The sequence below is a fragment of the Herbiconiux gentiana genome (assembly GCF_024978135.1).
GTDB lineage: Bacteria > Actinomycetota > Actinomycetes > Actinomycetales > Microbacteriaceae > Herbiconiux > Herbiconiux gentiana.
Genome location: NZ_JANTEZ010000009.1, coordinates 40,704 through 57,152, shown reverse-complemented (window position 1 = coordinate 57,152; position 16,449 = coordinate 40,704). Strand labels below are relative to the sequence as shown.

Here is a 16,449-nt window from a genome sequence, read left to right as displayed (position 1 = left end):
ATGAAGCCCCTCCTCCGCGCCGTCGTCTTCGGAGTGGTGGCGGTGGCTCTCGCCGGGGGCGCGCTGTCGGCGGCCGGCTCTGAGGAGCTGGCGCGGTCGGGTGTGCGCTTCGAGGTGCTCGACACGGTCGCGACCGGTTCCCTCGACCTGCACGATCTCGAGCTCGACACCGTCGCCCGGCGGGCCTTCCTGATCGAGGGGCGCACGCGCTCGGTGCTGGCGTACGACGTCGCCACGGGTGCGCTGGTTCCGGCCGGTGCCGCCACCGCCGGGTCGGGGGCCGGGTGGGTGGTCGGGCTGTCCGTCAACGAGGCGGCTCACGAGGTCTACGTCGTCGACAACGGCTCGGGCCAGGAGGAGCTGGTCGTCCTCGACTCGCGGTCGCTGGCCGTGACCGGTCGGGTGCCCACCGGCGGGCGGGGAGCGGTCGCCACCGCCGTCGACGAACGCTCCCACCGCGTCCTCGTCGCGAACGCCGCGACCGACGACGTCAGCGTGATCGACCTCGACGACGCGACGCGGTCGTCGGTGGCGACCGGGCTGAGGCCGCGCGACATCACCATCGACCCGGCGACGCAGATCGCCTACGTCGCGAACCAGGACGACTCCCTCGCCGCGATCAGGCCCGACGGGTCGTGGACGCGCATCCCGGTCGACGGCGCGCCCGTGGTCGTGCGGGTGATCGACGGGCAGCTCGCGGTGGGGGACGACGCGGGGATCGGCTTCCGGGTGCAGCTCTTCGACCCGGCCACGATGACGCGCACCGCGGTGTCGGCGTCGTTCGCCAGCTCGCTGACCGACCTGGTCGGAGACCCGGTTCGGCACACGATCTACGCCGTCGGGAAGGACTTCGACTCGTCGGGCACGGTCGCTCTGCGCGCCGGAGACCTGACGACCATCGGGGAGGGTGGGGTGGACTACTACGCGGAGGTGGCGCTCGACCCGGCGAGTCATCGGCTCGTCGCGCTCGAAGGCGGGTCGAGGGTGGTGCTGGTGGAGCCGCGGGTGAGTCCGTTGCCGGCGGTGGATCGGGTGGGGGGTGCGGATCGCTTCGCGGTGGCGGCGGGGGTGTCACGGGATTCGTTCGAGTCGGGGGCTGCTCCGGTCGCGTATGTGGCGTCGGGGGAGGTGTTCGCGGATGCGTTGAGCGGGGCCGCGGCTGCGGGGCTTGAGGGTGGGCCGGTGCTGTTGACGCGGCGGGACGAGCTGCCGGGGGCGACGGTGGAGGAGCTGCGGCGGTTGCGGCCGCAGCGGGTGGTGGTGCTGGGCGGGACGGCTGCGGTCAGTGCCGGGGTGGAGAAGGCGTTGGGGGAGTTCGGGGTGGTGTCGCGGGTCGGGGGCCCGGATCGGTTCGCGGTGTCGGCCGCGATCTCGGCGAAGGCGTTCCCGGGTGGGGCGACGTATGCGTATCTGGCGTCGGGGGAGACGTTCCCGGATGCGTTGTCGGCGTCGCCGTTGACGGGGCGGGAGGCGGGGCCGGTGCTGTTGACGCAGAAGGGCACGCTGCCGGCTGCGGTGGGGGCGGAGATCGGGCGGTTGAAGGCGCAGTACGTGTACGTGATGGGCGGGGAGCAGGCGATCAGTGCTGCGGTGGTCGCGGAGGTGTCGAAGATCGCGACGGTGATCCGGGTCGATGGGCCGGACCGGTTCGCGGTGTCGGCGGCGGCGTCGAAGCGGTCGTTCCGGCCGCACACGTACACGGTGTACGTGGCGTCGGGGCAGGCGTTCCCGGATGCGCTGGCCGGTGGACCGGCGGCGATCATGGCGGGTTCGCCGGTGCTGCTGGTCACGAAGGACACCATCCCGGCGCCGGTCGCGGCCGAGCTGGAACGGCTGTCGCCGTATCGGATCGTGCTGCTGGGAGGACCGAACGCGGTCTCCGACGTCGTGAAGACCCAGCTCGAGAGCTACCTGCCGGATTGAGTGGGTGGGGTGGCGTAGCGCGGATGGGACGGGTGCGAGGCGGCTCGGGAGGGGCTTGACGGATTGAGGCGCTCGAGCGCGGCGTTCCGGGGAAGCCGGCGGGGGCGAGCCTACGATGGGGGCATGCCCGAAGAGAGAGCCGTCGTGGGTGTCGTCATGGGGTCGGACTCCGACTTCTCCGTCATGAGCGACGCCGTGCAGGTGCTGAAGGACTTCGGCGTGCCCCATGAGGTGCGCGTCGTCTCGGCGCACCGCACGCCCGAGGCGATGATCGAGTACGGCCGCAGCGCTCGTGAGCGCGGGCTCAAGGTGATCATCGCGGGAGCCGGCGGGGCGGCGCATCTGCCGGGCATGATCGCGGCCGTCACCACGCTGCCCGTGGTCGGGGTGCCGGTGCCGTTGGCCCGCCTCGACGGTCTCGATTCACTGCTGTCGATCGTGCAGATGCCGGCGGGCATCCCGGTGGCTACCGTCTCGATCGGCGGGGCGAAGAACGCGGCGCTCATCGCTGTCAGCATTCTCTCGACCGGTGATGATGGGCTGGCCGACGCCCTCGCCCGTTACCGCGACGAGCTCACCCGGCTCGTCGCGCAGAAGAACGAAGACCTCCAAGCGCGCCTATGACCACGATGCCCGGCAGCACGACAGCCAGCCCGATCCGGTACCCCGACACCACCTCGCCGAAGGCCATGACCGTTCGCGGGTGGTGGCTGGTGGTGCTCAACGTGCTCATCCCCGGCTCGGCGCAGGTGCTCGCGGGCAACCGCAAGCTCGGCCGCTTCGGGCTGTACTTCACGCTCAGCCTCTGGGCGATCGCCGCGGTCGGCCTCGTGATCTACCTCATCTGGCCGCAGGTCATCTTCTCGATCGCGACCAACCCGATTCCGCTCTTTCTGGTGCAGGTGGTGCTGATCGTCTACGCCGTGCTGTGGGTGGTGCTGACGCTCGACACGCTGCGCCTCGTGCGGTTCGTGCGGGTGGGGGAGCGGGCGCGTCCGTGGCTGGCGTCGTTCTCGGTGCTGCTACTGGTGGCGACCTCGGGGGTCGCGGCGGCCGGCGCCTGGTACGCGAACGTGGCCGCCGACGGCCTCAACTCGATCTTCTCGGCCCAGGCCGCGGCCGAGCCCCCGGTCGACGGGCGGTACAACATCCTGCTGCTCGGCGGCGACGCCGGGCCCGATCGCGACGGCATGCGCCCCGACAGCATGACCGTGGTGTCGATCGAGGCCGACTCGGGCCGCGCCACGATGATCGGGGTGCCGCGCGACCTGCAGCAGGTGCCGATCGTCGAGGGATCGCCGCTGATCGGCAGCGACTACGCCCCCGACGGCAGCTACGACTGCGGCAGCGACTGCCAGATCAGCTTCCTCTACCCGCGGGTCGAGGCTTTCGACCAGGACCTCTACCCGAACGCCGACGCCGAGGGCTCCAACCCCGGTGTCGAGGCGACGAAGGATGCGATCGAGGGCGCCCTCGGCATCACCATCCAGTACTACGTGATGATCGACATGCAGGGATTCTCCGACCTCATCGACGCGCTCGGCGGCGTGGACATCAACGTCACCGAGGCGCTGCCCATGGGCGGCGACGAGGAGGGCAACGAGATCGAGGGCTGGATCTGGCCCGGCGAGCAGCACATGAACGGGTACACGGCCCTCTGGTACGCGCGTTCGCGACACACCACGAGCGACTACGACCGGATGCAGCGGCAGGGCGAGCTGCAGACGGCCATCCTGCAGCAGTTCCAGCCGGTGAACGTGCTGTCGAAGTTCCAGGGCATCGTTCAGGCCGGCACGCAGGTGGTGCAGACCGACATCCCGCAGTCGACGCTGTCGTACTTCATCGACCTGGCGTTAAAGACCAAAGAGCTGCCGATCGACCGCGTCGACCTGACGCCGCCCCTGATCGACCCGGAGGACCCGGACTGGGACGTCGTGCACCAGACGGTCGCCGACGCCCTCGTGCTCTCCACCGCGACCGACACCGCCGCGCAGTAAGCCTCCATCGCCCTCCGGCGAGTGGTCACTTTCGGCGCGAAACCCACGGGTTTGGCGCCGAAAGTGACCGTTCGCGAAGGGGAGGGGGGGGTCAGAGGTCGGCGTGCAGCTGCCAGACCTTCTCGGCCGAGTCGCGCCAGGAGAAGGCGCGGGCCCGGTCGAGGCCTGAGATCGACAGGCGCGTGCGCAGCGCCGCGTCAGAGACCACGTCGGCGATCGCCGAGGCCAGCTGCGCCGGGTACTGCTCGGGGGTGGTGCGCGTGACGACGAACGTCGACCCGTCGGCCACCTCGAGCAGTGCGGGCACGTCGGCGTGGATGACCGGTGTTCCGAAGTCGAACGCCTCGATCAGCGGCAGCCCGAAGCCCTCGGCGAGCGAGGGGTAGACGAACACGGTGGCGCGCTCGAGCACGAGCGCCAGGTCGCTGTCGCTGAGGAAGCCGAGCACGCGCACCCGAGCGGGGTCGACCCCGGCCGCGGCGGCGACGGAGGCCACGTCGACGTCGCCCCAGCCCTCGGGCCCGGCGATCAGGAGCGGCAGCGATCCGGTGGCCGGCAGCGCCAGCGCCTTGATCAGCGCCGCGAGCCCCTTGCGGGGTTCGAGCGTGCCGACGGCCAGCAGGTACTCGTCGGGGAGCGAGAGCTCGCGGGCGCGGGCGGCCGGATCGGCGGGCAGCCGCAGCTCGTCGCTGACGGCTCCGCCGATGACCCGGATGCGGTCGCCGAAGCGCAGGTGCCGCGAGAGCTCCTCGGCCACCGCGTGGGTGGGCACGACGACGGCGTCGGCGAAGCGCGCGGCCCGCTTGGCCATGGCCCGGTGCCAGCTCACACCGCGCGGGGTGAGGGTCTCCGGATGCGTCCACGGCACGACGTCGTGGATCGTGACCGCGGTCTGGGTGCCGATGTCGGCGCGGCGGTCGTGCTTGCGCAGCGGAGCCATCAGGCTCGTGGCGTGCACCATGCCCGAGCCCGAGGAGCCGATCACGCCGTGCTGCCAGGCCGCCGAGAGCTCGCGACGAGGGAGCGTGGCGCGGTGCAGGCCGGCGAGGCCGGGCAACCGGTCGACGAGGGAGTCGGCCGTCTCCTGGGGGACGGCCGACACGATGCCCTCGACGTCGCAGTCGCGGGGAGCGGTGGCGATGAGCTGCCGGGTGAGTTCGAGGGTGTACCGGCCGATTCCGCCGGGGACCGGTGCCACGAGCTGGTCGACGACGACTCGTAGCGTGGCCATTACTCTCCAAAAACTCCCGAGGTCACCGCCGCGTGCAGGGCGGTGCGCCAGTCTCGCATGGGCTCCAATCCCGCTCGGGACCACGCGTCGTGCCCGAGTACGGAGTACGCGGGCCGCGGGGCGGGACGAACAAACTGCGAGCTGTCCGTGGGCTTGACCTTATCAGGGTCGAGTCCCGCTTCCTGAAAGGTCGCCTGGGCGAAGTCGAACCACGAACCCTGGCCCGAGTTGGTGCCGTGATACACGCCGGCCGGAGCATCCGAGTCGGCCAGCAGCACGAGCTGACGGGCCAGATCGGACGTCCAGGTGGGCTGCCCGACCTGGTCGTGCACGACGCTGACCGAGTCGCGCTCGCGCCCGAGCCGCAGCATCGTCGCGGGGAAGTTCGCCCCGTGGCGGCCGTACAGCCAGGCCGTGCGCACCACGTAGCCGCCGGTGGAGTTGCCCGTGAGCACCGCCTCCTCGCCGCCCGCCTTCGTGCGCCCGTAGGCGTTCAGCGGGTCGCGCGGCTCGTCTTCGGCGTAGGGCGACGTGGCGTCGCCCTGGAAGACGTAGTCGGTCGAGACCTGGATCAGCTTGGCGCCGGTCGCCCGGGTGGCCGCCGCGAGCGTGGCCGGCCCGACGGCGTTGACCAGCGAAGCGGCCTCCTCGTCGGTCTCGGCGGCGTCGACCGCGGTGTAGGCGGCGCAGTTGAACACGACGTCGACGCCCGCGACCGCGGCGGCCACGGCCGAGGGGTCGGTGATGTCGAGTTCGGCGCGGGTGAGCGCCACGACGTCGCGGCCCGCCAGGGCCTCCTGCAGGTCGCGGCCGAGCATCCCGGCCGCTCCGGTGATGAGATAGCGAGTCATCGGATGCCCGACACTCAGCTCAGGGCCGCGCGGGCCTTGAGGGGCTCCCACCACTGGCGGTTGTCGCGGTACCACTGCACCACGTCGGCGAGCCCCTGCTCGAACGGCACCTGCGGCTCGTAGCCGAGCTCGTCGCGGATCTTGGAGATGTCGACCGAGTAGCGCAGGTCGTGACCGAGGCGGTCGGCGACGCGGTCGACGTACGACCAGTCCTTGCCGGTGGCGTCGAGCAGCAGCTGGGTCAGCTCCTTGTTGGTCAGCTCGGTGCCGCCGCCGATGTTGTAGATCTCACCGGCGCGGCCGCCGACGAGCACCATCGCGATGCCCCGTGTGTGGTCGTCGACGTGCAGCCAGTCGCGGATGTTGTTGCCCTCGCCGTAGAGCGGGACGTGCTTGTCGTCGATCAGGTTGGTGACGAACAGCGGGATGACCTTCTCGGGGAAGTGATACGGCCCGTAGTTGTTCGAGCAGCGCGTGATCGAGATGTTCATGCCGTGCGTGCGGTGGTACGAGCGGGCGAGCAGGTCGCTGCCGGCCTTCGAGGCCGAGTAGGGCGAGTTCGGCTCGAGCGGGCGGTCCTCCGCCCAGGAGCCCTCGGCGATCGAGCCGTAGACCTCGTCGGTCGAGACGTGCACGAAGCGGGGGAGGTTGTTGCGGAGCGCGGCGTCGAGCAGCTGCTGCGTGCCGAGCACGTTGGTCTCGACGAAGATCGAGGCGTCGCGCACGGAGCGGTCGACGTGCGACTCGGCGGCGAAGTGCACCACCGCGTCGAGCCCGGGGAACAGGTCGTCGAGCAGCTGGCCGTTGCGGATGTCGCCGTTCACGAAGGTGAGCCGCGGGTCGTCCTTCACCGGCAGCAGGTTGTCGAGATTGCCCGAGTAGGTCAGCGCGTCGAGCACGACGACCTCGGCGCCCTCGAGGCCCGGATAGGCGTCTTCGAGCGTGCGTCGGACGAAGTTGGAGCCGATGAACCCGGCTCCGCCGGTGACAAGAATCTTCATGGTGGGGAGGTCTCCTCAGATGTGGTCGCTCCCGATTGTACGGGAGGGCCGGGAACCGCCCTCGGAGTGGGGTGGGTGTCGCACGGCTCGCTGGCGGCTGGGGCCTCTAGAGTGTGCACCGTGAACGATCCTCAGCAGGCCGGTGCGCCCGGGCCGCTGCTCCGGCTCGTGCGCGACCAGCGCATCGCGTTCCTCCTCGTCGGGGCCACCAACACCGGCGTCGGCTTCCTCTTCTTCATCGCCTTCGACCTCACCGTCGGCGCGTGGCTCGACGCCGCCGTCAACGAGACGGTCGGCTCGCTCGGCACCCTGGCCTGCGCGCACGTGCTCGGGGTGCTCTTCGCCTTCGTGATGTACCGCCGCTTCGTGTTCAAGGTGCGCGGTCACGTCTGGCGCGACCTCGCGCGCTTCGAGAGCGTCTACCTCGTGGCGATCGCGATCAACGCCGTGATCCTGCCCGTGCTCGTCGGCTTCGGCTGGAACCGCATCCTCGCCCAGCTGTCGATCCTGGTGGTCACCACCGCGATCAGCTGGTTCGGCCACAAGGGCTTCTCCTTCCGCCGCGGAGCCCAGGAGGCCGAGGCGGCCACCGAGCTCGACCTGCACGAGGAGAGCCCCCGCTGATGCCCCAGCTCTCCGTCGTCATCCCGGCCTTCGAGAACGCCGCCTACATCGCCGAGGCGGTGGGCTCGGTGCTGGCCCAGCGCCACCGCGACTTCGAGCTGATCGTCGCCGACCACTCCTCGACCGACGGCACCCTCGAGGCGGTGCGGGCCTTCGACGCGGATGCTCGGCTGACGATCCTCTCGACCCCCGCCGGCGGCGGCGCGGAGGCCAACTGGCGCCGGGTCACCGAGGCGGCGACGGGGGAGTACCTCAAGCTGCTGCCCGGCGACGACCTGCTCTACCCCGGCGCCCTGGAGGCGCACTCCGAGGCACTGGACGCGCATCCGGGCGTGGTGCTGGTGTCGAGTCCGCGGGACATCGTCGACGCGCGGGGTCGGGTGACCATCCGCAACCGGGGTCTGCAGGGGGTGCGGCGGGCCGTGCAGCCCGGGGTCGAAGCCATCCGCACCACGGTGCGAAAGGGCACCAACGTGTTCGGCGAACCGGGCTCGGTGACGATGCGCCGCGAGGTGCTCGAGGCCGCCGGCGGCTGGGACGCCCGCTTCCCGTACCTGATCGACCAGACGAGCTACTCCACGGTGCTGCTGCGCGGCGACTACCTGCCGGTCGACCGTCCGCTCGCCGGGTTCCGCGTGAACGACACGCAGTGGAGCGTCGCCCTCGTCGACGAGCAGTCGACCCAGGCCAAGGCCTACCACGCGTGGTGCCGCGAGCAGGCGCCCGACGTGATCAGCGCCGCCGACGTGCGCCTCGGCGACCGCCGTGCCGAGCTGATGGCGCTGGCCCGCCGCGGCTACTACGCCCTGAACGCCCGCCGCATGCGAGCCGCCCGATGAGCGCCGCGAAGGGCGTGGCGCTGCGACTGGCCCCGTACGGGGTCGCCGCCGTCGTCTCGCTCGTCGCCGTGTTCTTCGGCCTCAACCTCTGGGCCGTCGACTGGCGCGTGCCCTTCTACTACTCCGGCGACGCGCTCGCCGTGGCCTCGCACTTCAAGACCATCATCGAGACCGGCTGGTTCACCCACCAGCCCGACCTCGGGGCGCCGTACGGGCAGTTCTACAGCGACTACCCGCAGGCCGACAACCTGCACTTCATCGCCGCCGACGTGCTGCGGCTGTTCACCTCCCACTTCGGCGTGGCGATGAACGTCTACTTCGTCATCGGCTTCCCGCTGGCGGCGATCACCGCGCTCTGGTTCCTGCGTCTCGTGGGTGTGGGCACTCCGCTCGCCGTCGCGCTCGGCGTCGTCTACTCGATCGCGCCGTACCACTTCGTCAAGGGCGAGGGCCACCTGTTCCTCGCGGCCTACTTCGTGGTGCCGCTGGCCGTCGGCCTGATCTACCTCGTCGCGACCGGCCGGCCGCTCTGGCGGCTGCGCCCCGCCGTGCGCGCCGACGGCTCGCGCGAGCGGCGCTGGCTGCGGCCGATCACGGGCCGGAACGCCGCCACCGTCGGCACCGTCGCCCTGCTCGGCACGGCCTCCAGCTACTACTCGGTGTTCGTCGCGCTCGTGCTCGCCGTCGCGGGGCTCAGCGCCCTCTGGCGCAGCCGGGCCTGGCGCCGCTTCTTCGGGGCGGCCGCGGCCGGCGGTCTGATCGCGGTCACCATGCTGGTGAACCTGACCCCGAGCATCCTGTACCGGCTCGCCAACGGGGTGAACGAGGCCGTGCTGGTGCGCAGCCCACCCGAGGCCGAGCTCTACTCGTTCAAGCTCTCGTCGCTGCTGCTGCCGGTGCCCGGCCACCGCTTCGGCCCCTTCGCCACCCTGCGGCAGCTCTACGACACTTACTATCCGCTGCCCTCAGAGGAGCCGGCGCTCGGCCTGATCGCCGCCGCGGGCTTCGTCGCCCTCGTCGTGGTGGCCGTGCACGCGCTGCTCTCGGCGGGGCGCACGGGCTGGCGGGGCCCCGCGCAGTCGACCCGGGCCCTCGCCGTGCTCGCCGGGCTCACCCTCGTCGCCTTCCTCTTCGGCACGGTCGGCGGGCTCTCGACGCTGCTCTCCTTCGTCGACTTCCCCATCCGCTCCTGGAACCGCATCGCGATCCTGATCGCCCTGCTCTCGCTCGCCGCCGTCGGCCTGCTGCTCGACGGCGTGCTGCGCCGGGCGGCGACGCGGATGCGCGGCGGACGCCTCCCGCTCCTCGCCGTGCCGCTCGCCGTGCTGCTGGTGCTGCTGGCGGTCTGGGACCAGATCCCGCCGGTCGACACCGAGGCCCGCGCGGCGACCGTGGCCGCCTACGACTCCGACGAGACCTTCACCGAGCAGGTCGAGGCCGACGTCGCGCCGGAGTGCCTGATCTACCAGCTGCCCTACATCGCCTTCCCCGAGTCGCCGCCGGTGAACGGGGCCACCGACTCCGACGAGCTGCGGCCGTTCCTGCACTCCGAGACCCTGCGCTGGTCGGCGGGCGGCATCAAGGGCCGCGCCCCGATCGACGAGGTCGGCGCCCTCGCCTCCCTGCCCGCCCCGCAGCTCGTCGAGGCCGTCGAGGGTCTCGGCGCCTGCGGCTTCGTGCTCGACCGGGCCGCCTACACCGACGGGGGCTCGGCGGTCATCGACCAGCTCACGGCCGTCGTCGGCCCCACCACCACCTTCGACTCACCCGACGGTCGATTCACCTTACTGGAGCTCCCGCAGTGATGACCCCCGTCGATCCCCTCCCGCCGCGCGCCGAGCCGGTCTACACGATGTCGGTCGTGGTGCCGGTCTACCAGGGCGAGCGCACCCTGGCCGCGATGGTCGGCGAGCTCGTGCCCTACACGCACGGGGCGATCACCCCCGATGGGCACGCCTACCGCATCGCCGAGGTCATCCTGGTGCACGACAACGGGCCCGACCAGTCGGACGCGGTGATGCGCACCCTCGCCGAGCAGCACCCCTTCGTCAGCATCATCTGGCTGAGCCGCAACTTCGGTCAGCACGCGGCGACGATCGCGGGCATGGCGAAGTCGACGGGCCGCTGGATCGTCACCCTCGACGAGGACGGCCAGCACGATCCGGCCGACCTCGGCGCCTTCCTCGACACCGCCGTCCGCGAGCGGGCCGGCGTCGTCTACGCCCGGTTCACCAACGAGCGCCCGCACGGGTTCCTGCGGGCCGCGGCGTCGAAGTCGTCGAAGCGGATGCTCGGCACCGCCTTCCACCTCCCCGACGCCAGCCAGTTCCAGAGCTTCCGTCTCGTGCGCGGCGACATGGGCCGCAAGCTCGCCTCGTTCGCGGCGACCGGCGTCTACCTGGATGTCGCCCTCTCCTGGGTGACGAACCGCGTGGCCACCTGCCCGACCCGGCTGCGCACCGCCGACGGGCGGGTCTCGGGCTACTCGCTGCCCGCGCTGTTCGCCTACTTCTGGCGCATGGTGCTGACGAGCGGCACCGCGGGCCTCCGGGCCGTGAGCGTGCTGGGTGGCATCATCGCGCTGCTCGGCATCGCGGTGGCGCTCTACGTGATCATCGCCCCGCAGGTGGGGTCGAACCCCGAGACCGCGGGCTGGGCCTCGCTGATGGTGGCCGTGCTGCTGTGCTCGGGCGCCATCCTGTTCGCCCTCGGGGTGATCGCCGAGTACATCGGGGTGGGCCTGAACGTGTCGATGGGGCGGCCGCTCTACCTCACCGTCGACAACCCGGAGACGATCATGCCCGACGACCCCGAGCCGGGAGAGTCCGAGGAGGCGCCCCGTGACCGATGAGATCGTCTTCAGCCGCCCCTTCCGGGCGCCCGGAGAGCTGACCAACCTCGCCGCCGTGCTCGACTCCGACCACTCGCACGGCGACGGAGCGTTCACCGCCTCGGCCACCGAGCGCCTGCGCGGCATCTCGGGAGCCGGCGACGCCCTGCTCACCACCTCCTGCACGCACGCCCTCGAGATGTCGATGCTGCTCGTCGACGTCCGCCCGGGCGACGAGGTCGTGCTGCCGAGCTTCACCTTCACCTCCGCCGCCATCGCGGTGGTCGCGCGCGGGGCGACACCCGTGTTCGTCGACATCGAGGGCCCGAGCGGCAACCTCGACGTCGGTCAGGTGGCCGAGGCGATCACCCCGCGCACCCGCGCCGTGATCGCGATGCACTACGGCGGCGCCGCGGTCGACCTCGACGCCCTCCTCGCGGTCACCGCCGAGGCCGGGGTCGCCCTCGTGGAGGACAACGCCCACGGCCTCGGCGGCCGCTCCGGCGGGCACCGGCTCGGCACCGCCGGGGTGCTCGGCACCCAGAGCTTCCACGACACCAAGAACGTGCACTGCGGCGAGGGCGGGGCCCTGCTGGTGAACGACCCGGCGCTCTGGGAGCGGGCCGAGATCATCCGGGAGAAGGGCACCAACCGCGCCCGATTCCTGCGTGGCCAGGTCGACAAGTACACCTGGCAGGACGAGGGCTCGAGCTACCTGCCGAGCGAGCTGAACGCCGCCGTGCTCGACGCGCAGCTGGCGGCCTTCGACGAGATCCAAGAGCGCCGCCTGAGGGTCTGGACGGCCTACGCCGAGGGCCTCGCCGAGTGGGCCGGTGACGTCGGAGCCACCCTGGTCTCCGACACGGTGGGTCTCGAGCACAGCGCGCACCTCTTCTACGCGGTGATGGGCGACCACGACGGCCAGCAGGGGCTGATCGCGCATCTCCGCGAGGCCGGCGTGCGCGCGGCCTTCCACTACGTGCCGCTCGACTCCTCGCCCGCCGGCCGGCGCTTCGGCCGCACCGCGCACCAGCTCGACCGCACGGCGGCCTTCTCGTCTCAGCTGGTGCGGCTGCCGCTCTGGGCGGGTCTGTCCGACGCGCAGATCGAGCGCGTGATCGAGGGCGTGACGGGCTACCGCCCGGTGCGCGTGGCGTGATTCGTTAGACTCTGACCGTGCAGATCCGCGAATTGACGATCCCCGACAGCTATGAGATCACGCCGAAGCAGTTCGGCGACGACCGTGGCGTGTTCCTGGAGTGGTACCGCTTCGACAAGCTCGAAGAGGTCATCGGGCATCCGCTCGACCTGGCGCAGGCCAACACCTCGGTGTCGAAGAAGGGTGTCGTGCGCGGCATCCACTTCGCCGACATCCCGCCGTCGCAGGCCAAGTACGTCACCTGCACGCACGGGGCGGTGCTCGACTTCGTGATCGACATCCGCGTCGGTTCGCCGACCTTCGGCCAGTGGGACTCGGTGCTGCTCGACGACGTCGACCGCCGCGCGATCTACCTCAGCGAGGGCCTCGGCCACGCCTTCGTCGCCCTCACCGACGACGCGACCGTGAGCTATCTCGTCACCTCGACCTTCAACGCCGAGCGCGAGCACGGCATCGACCCGCGCGACCCGGCGATCGGCCTGGTCTTCCCGCCCGAGGCGGGCGAGCCGCTGCTCAGCCCCAAAGACACGAATGCGCCGACCCTCGCCGAGGCGGCCGCGGCGGGCATCCTCCCCACCTGGGACGAGGCGCGGGCGTTCTACGCCTCGCTGAGCGAGAAGGGCGTCTGATGCGCGGAATCATCCTGGCCGGCGGTTCCGGCACGCGGCTGTGGCCGATCACGAAGGGCATCTCGAAGCAGCTGATGCCCATCTACGACAAGCCGATGGTGTACTACCCCCTGTCGACGCTGATGATGGCCGGCATCAACGAGATCCTGATCATCACCACGCCCGAGTACAACGAGCAGTTCAAGGCGCTGCTCGGCGACGGCTCCGAGCTGGGCATCCGGCTCGAGTACGCGGTGCAGCCCTCGCCCGACGGCCTCGCCCAGGCGTTCATCATCGGCGAGGAGTTCATCGGCGACGAGAGCGTCGCCCTGGTGCTCGGCGACAACATCTTCCACGGCTCGGGCCTCGGTTCCTCCCTTCGCGACAACGGCACGCTCGAGGGCGCGAAGATCTTCGCGTACCACGTGGCCGAGCCGCGCGCCTACGGCGTGGTCGAGTTCGACGACGACTTCACCGCGCTGTCGATCGAGGAGAAGCCCGAGCATCCCAAGTCGAACTACGCGGTGCCCGGGCTCTACTTCTACGACAACGACGTGGTGGAGATCGCCAAGTCGATCGAGCCGAGCGCGCGCGGCGAGCTCGAGATCTCGACCGTCAACGAGCGCTACCTCGAGCGTGGCGACCTGCACGTGCAGGTGCTCGAGCGCGGCACGGCCTGGCTCGACACCGGCACCTTCGAGTCGATGATGCAGGCCTCCGAGTACGTGCGCGTGATCGAGGACCGGCAGGGCTTCAAGATCGGCTGCATCGAGGAGATCGCCTGGCGTGCCGGCTGGATCGACTCGGAGCAGCTCGCGAAGCTCGCCGCCCCGCTCGTGAAGAGCGGTTACGGCGCCTACCTGCAGACCCTGATCGCGGCCGACGAGGCCTGACGCCCGCACGCCCCGGCTCGGCGGCGGCGCGAGTCGCAGCCGGGCGGGGCGGGGTGCGCCCCGTAGCGTGAGAGGGTGCCCCGCCCCGCCCGCTCTCCGCTCGCGCTCCTGACCGCCGCCCTCGTGGCCGGCGCGTTCCTCGTGGCCCCGGCGGCCACGGCTTCGGCCGAGACGCTCCCGCCGCCCACGACGTCCACCCCGGCTCCGGATGCCCGACCCGACGCCGAGGCCGGCGACACCGTCGAGCTCCCGGCCGACGCGCCGATCATGTCGTCCTACGACGCGGCGTCGTACGTCGCCGAGGCGGCCGAGCTCCCGGCCGAGCTGACGGAGGCGGTCGAGCGCGACCTCGGCGAGACCCCCGAGGAGTACCTCGCCCGCTCGAACGCGGCCGCCGACGCCTCCGACGTGGTCGACGCCCTCGCCGCCGGCGGCCTCGAGGTGCTGGGTTCGCGCCTCGAGGGCACCTCGCTCGTGGTGAACGTGCCCGACGAGCAGGCGGCGGCCACGGTCGAGTCGCTCGGCGCGACGGCCGAGCTCGGCGCCCCGGCCGAGCCCGACCTCTCCGGGCTGAAGCTCGACGCCCTCGCCGACATCGTGGGCGGCCAGGGCTTCCAGTTCCTCGCCCAGGGCTACACCTACGTCTGCTCGGTGGGCTTCACCGGGCGCTACAAGGCCTACCCGCAGCCGCAGTTCGTCACCTCGGGGCACTGCATCGAGCCCGACCACGCCTCGGGCACCTACTACTACGAGTCGAAGCAGTCGGCGGCGGGGGGAACCCCGACCCGCGGCTCCATCATCGGGGCACCGATCGCCGACCAGTACAAGTTCGGGGGCGGCGCCGACGTGGGCGCCGTGGGTGTCTCGCCCGACTGGGGCACGCGACCCGTCGTGTCGACCTGGGGCGGTGGGGCCGGAGCGCTCGGCGACGGCACCCCCGTCACCGTGAAGGACGCGACCACCGGCATCGTCGGCTCCCCGATCTGCAAGTCGGGGCGCACCACCGGCTGGACCTGCGGCAGCATCCTCGTCGTCAACGAGTCCTACCCGGTCTACAACCACTCGGGCACCCCGCAGTACGTGAACCTGACCCTCACCGACGTGTGCATGCTGCCGGGCGACAGCGGCGCCTCGGCCCTGATCGGCGACTCGGCGTTCGGGCTCGGCACCGCGGGCGACTGGGTCGGCACCTGCGACCGGGGCTCGCAGCCGAACGCGATCAGCGCCTTCTTCCCGTTGATCACCTCCAACGGCAGCCCGAGCGTGGCCAGCGCCCTGCCGAACTGGGAGCTCGGCGTGAAGGTGGCGACGCCGAGCTATCTGCGACCCTCCTTCGTCGGCGACAGCATCCGGGGCACCCTCGCGGGCGGCGGGCCGCGGCACCGGGTGCTCGTGACGATCGACGGCACCTCCTACAGCGTCACCCCCGACGCGAAGGGCGCCTGGTCGCTGCCGATCCCGTCGAATCTGCAGTCGGGCCGGCACAGCTTCACCGTCGGTGCGAAGTGGGGCGACGTCACCTATTCACCGGTCGTGACCGACAGCTACCAGCTGCTGCCCCGCCCGGCCGTCGACCGCATCGGCGGCGCCACCCGCTACGACGTGGCGGCCACGATCTCCAAACGCGCCTACCCCGGCACGGCGAAGGTCGTCTTCGTGGCGGCGGGCAGCAACTACCCGGATGCCCTGAGCGCCGCCCCCGCGGCCGTGAAGCTCGGCGGCCCCCTGCTGCTCACGCCCACCGACCAGCTGCTGCCCGTGGTGGCGGCCGAGATCAGCCGTCTGCAGCCGACGAAGATCGTGGTGGTCGGTGGACGCTTCGCCGTGAACGACGCCGTGCTCGGCCAGCTGAAGGCCCTGGTCGCCGACACGACGCGGATCGACGGCGACGACCGCTTCGCCGTGTCGCGTGCGGTCGCCGACGCCGCCTTCCCGACCGCCCCGCTCGCCTACACCGCCACGGGGGCGAACTTCCCCGACGCGCTCTCGGCCGGCCCGGCCGCCGGAGCGAAGGGGGCACCGATCGTGCTCGTGAACGGCGGAGCGGCCACGGCCGACCGGCCGACGCTCGACCTGTTCGCGGCGAAGGGCACCACGAAGGCGGTGATCGCGGGCGGCGTCTACTCCGTGTCGGCCGGGGTGGCTTCGTCGCTCGGGTCGGCCGGGATCACGGTGCAGCGGCTGCAGGGCGACGACCGCTTCGGCACCTCCCAGGCGGTCAACCGCTCGGTGTTCACGGCGAGCGGCACCGTCTACCTCGCCACGGGCTACAACTTCCCCGACGCCCTGGCGGGCGGGGTGCTGGCGGGCAAGACGAAGGCTCCGCTCTACATCGTGCCGAAGGACTGCATCCCGCGGGCCGTCATCAATGACATCGGGGCGCTGAAGGCCACGAAGGTGGTGCTGCTCGGCGGCGCCGACACGCTCACCGCGGGCGTCGCCGGCCTCACGGCCTGCACGAACTGACGCCGCCCGGGGCTGGGAGCCCCCAGG

The 16,449-nt window shown here is 71.5% G+C and carries 14 protein-coding genes; 11 read left to right on the top strand and 3 right to left on the bottom strand.

Annotated elements, in window-relative coordinates; genetic code table 11:
* The 3 genes from NVV95_RS16885 to NVV95_RS16875 all read left to right on the top strand — a co-directional run bounded on the left by NVV95_RS16885 (position 1) and on the right by NVV95_RS16875 (position 3,920).
* The gene (locus tag NVV95_RS16885) at positions 1-1,923 is read left to right on the top strand and encodes a cell wall-binding repeat-containing protein (RefSeq protein WP_259487724.1); all 1,923 of its coding nucleotides are present in this window, start codon (positions 1-3) and stop codon (positions 1,921-1,923) included.
* A gap of 123 nt (positions 1,924-2,046) precedes the next feature.
* Entirely contained in the window at positions 2,047-2,547 is a 501-nt protein-coding gene (gene purE / locus NVV95_RS16880) for a 5-(carboxyamino)imidazole ribonucleotide mutase (protein ID WP_259487723.1), read from the top strand.
* A complete protein-coding gene (locus NVV95_RS16875) occupies positions 2,544-3,920 on the top strand; it encodes an LCP family protein (RefSeq protein ID WP_259487722.1) in 1,377 nt (458 codons plus the stop codon). Before purE ends, NVV95_RS16875 begins: the two co-directional genes overlap by 4 nt.
* 91 nt (positions 3,921-4,011) lie before the next feature.
* On the opposite strand, the gene NVV95_RS16870 is transcribed toward NVV95_RS16875, so the two are convergent.
* Genes NVV95_RS16870 through rfbB form a run of 3 tightly spaced genes read right to left on the bottom strand, consistent with a single transcriptional unit; the run spans position 4,012 to position 7,003 of the window.
* Positions 4,012-5,151, bottom strand: a complete 1,140-nt coding sequence (locus tag NVV95_RS16870) for a glycosyltransferase family 4 protein (protein WP_259487721.1) — start codon at positions 5,149-5,151, stop codon at positions 4,012-4,014.
* Positions 5,151-6,002 (bottom strand): dTDP-4-dehydrorhamnose reductase, encoded by an 852-nt coding sequence (rfbD, locus tag NVV95_RS16865; RefSeq protein WP_259487720.1) that lies wholly within the window; start codon positions 6,000-6,002, stop codon positions 5,151-5,153. The genes NVV95_RS16870 and rfbD overlap by 1 nt, the downstream gene beginning before the upstream one ends.
* A gap of 14 nt (positions 6,003-6,016) precedes the next feature.
* Positions 6,017-7,003, bottom strand: coding sequence for a dTDP-glucose 4,6-dehydratase (gene rfbB, locus NVV95_RS16860; RefSeq protein WP_259487719.1), 987 nt, complete (start codon positions 7,001-7,003; stop codon positions 6,017-6,019).
* A 120-nt stretch (positions 7,004-7,123) separates the two neighbouring features.
* Between rfbB and NVV95_RS16855 the strand changes: the two genes are divergently transcribed.
* From NVV95_RS16855 to NVV95_RS16820, 8 genes are all read left to right on the top strand, one after another.
* Positions 7,124-7,627 carry a GtrA family protein gene (locus tag NVV95_RS16855; protein WP_259487718.1) on the top strand — a complete coding sequence of 168 codons (504 nt, stop codon included), beginning with the start codon at positions 7,124-7,126 and terminating at the stop codon, positions 7,625-7,627.
* Positions 7,627-8,466: a glycosyltransferase family 2 protein gene (locus tag NVV95_RS16850; protein WP_259487717.1), complete on the top strand. Its 840-nt coding sequence runs from the start codon at positions 7,627-7,629 to the stop codon at positions 8,464-8,466. Before NVV95_RS16855 ends, NVV95_RS16850 begins: the two co-directional genes overlap by 1 nt.
* Positions 8,463-10,271, top strand: a complete 1,809-nt coding sequence (locus tag NVV95_RS16845; protein WP_259487716.1) for a hypothetical protein — start codon at positions 8,463-8,465, stop codon at positions 10,269-10,271. Before NVV95_RS16850 ends, NVV95_RS16845 begins: the two co-directional genes overlap by 4 nt.
* A complete protein-coding gene (locus tag NVV95_RS16840) occupies positions 10,271-11,317 on the top strand; it encodes a glycosyltransferase (RefSeq protein WP_259487715.1) in 1,047 nt (348 codons plus the stop codon). Before NVV95_RS16845 ends, NVV95_RS16840 begins: the two co-directional genes overlap by 1 nt.
* The gene (gene rffA, locus NVV95_RS16835) at positions 11,307-12,455 is read left to right on the top strand and encodes a dTDP-4-amino-4,6-dideoxygalactose transaminase (RefSeq protein ID WP_259487714.1); all 1,149 of its coding nucleotides are present in this window, start codon (positions 11,307-11,309) and stop codon (positions 12,453-12,455) included. Before NVV95_RS16840 ends, rffA begins: the two co-directional genes overlap by 11 nt.
* Positions 12,456-12,472: 17 nt before the next feature.
* On the top strand, positions 12,473-13,084 hold the full coding sequence (gene rfbC / locus NVV95_RS16830; RefSeq protein ID WP_259487713.1) for a dTDP-4-dehydrorhamnose 3,5-epimerase: 612 nt from the start codon (positions 12,473-12,475) through the stop codon (positions 13,082-13,084).
* On the top strand, positions 13,084-13,956 hold the full coding sequence (rfbA, locus tag NVV95_RS16825) for a glucose-1-phosphate thymidylyltransferase RfbA (RefSeq protein WP_259487712.1): 873 nt from the start codon (positions 13,084-13,086) through the stop codon (positions 13,954-13,956). Before rfbC ends, rfbA begins: the two co-directional genes overlap by 1 nt.
* 75 nt (positions 13,957-14,031) lie before the next feature.
* Positions 14,032-16,422, top strand: coding sequence for a cell wall-binding repeat-containing protein (locus NVV95_RS16820; RefSeq protein WP_259487711.1), 2,391 nt, complete (start codon positions 14,032-14,034; stop codon positions 16,420-16,422).
* Positions 16,423-16,449: the final 27 nt, after the last annotated feature.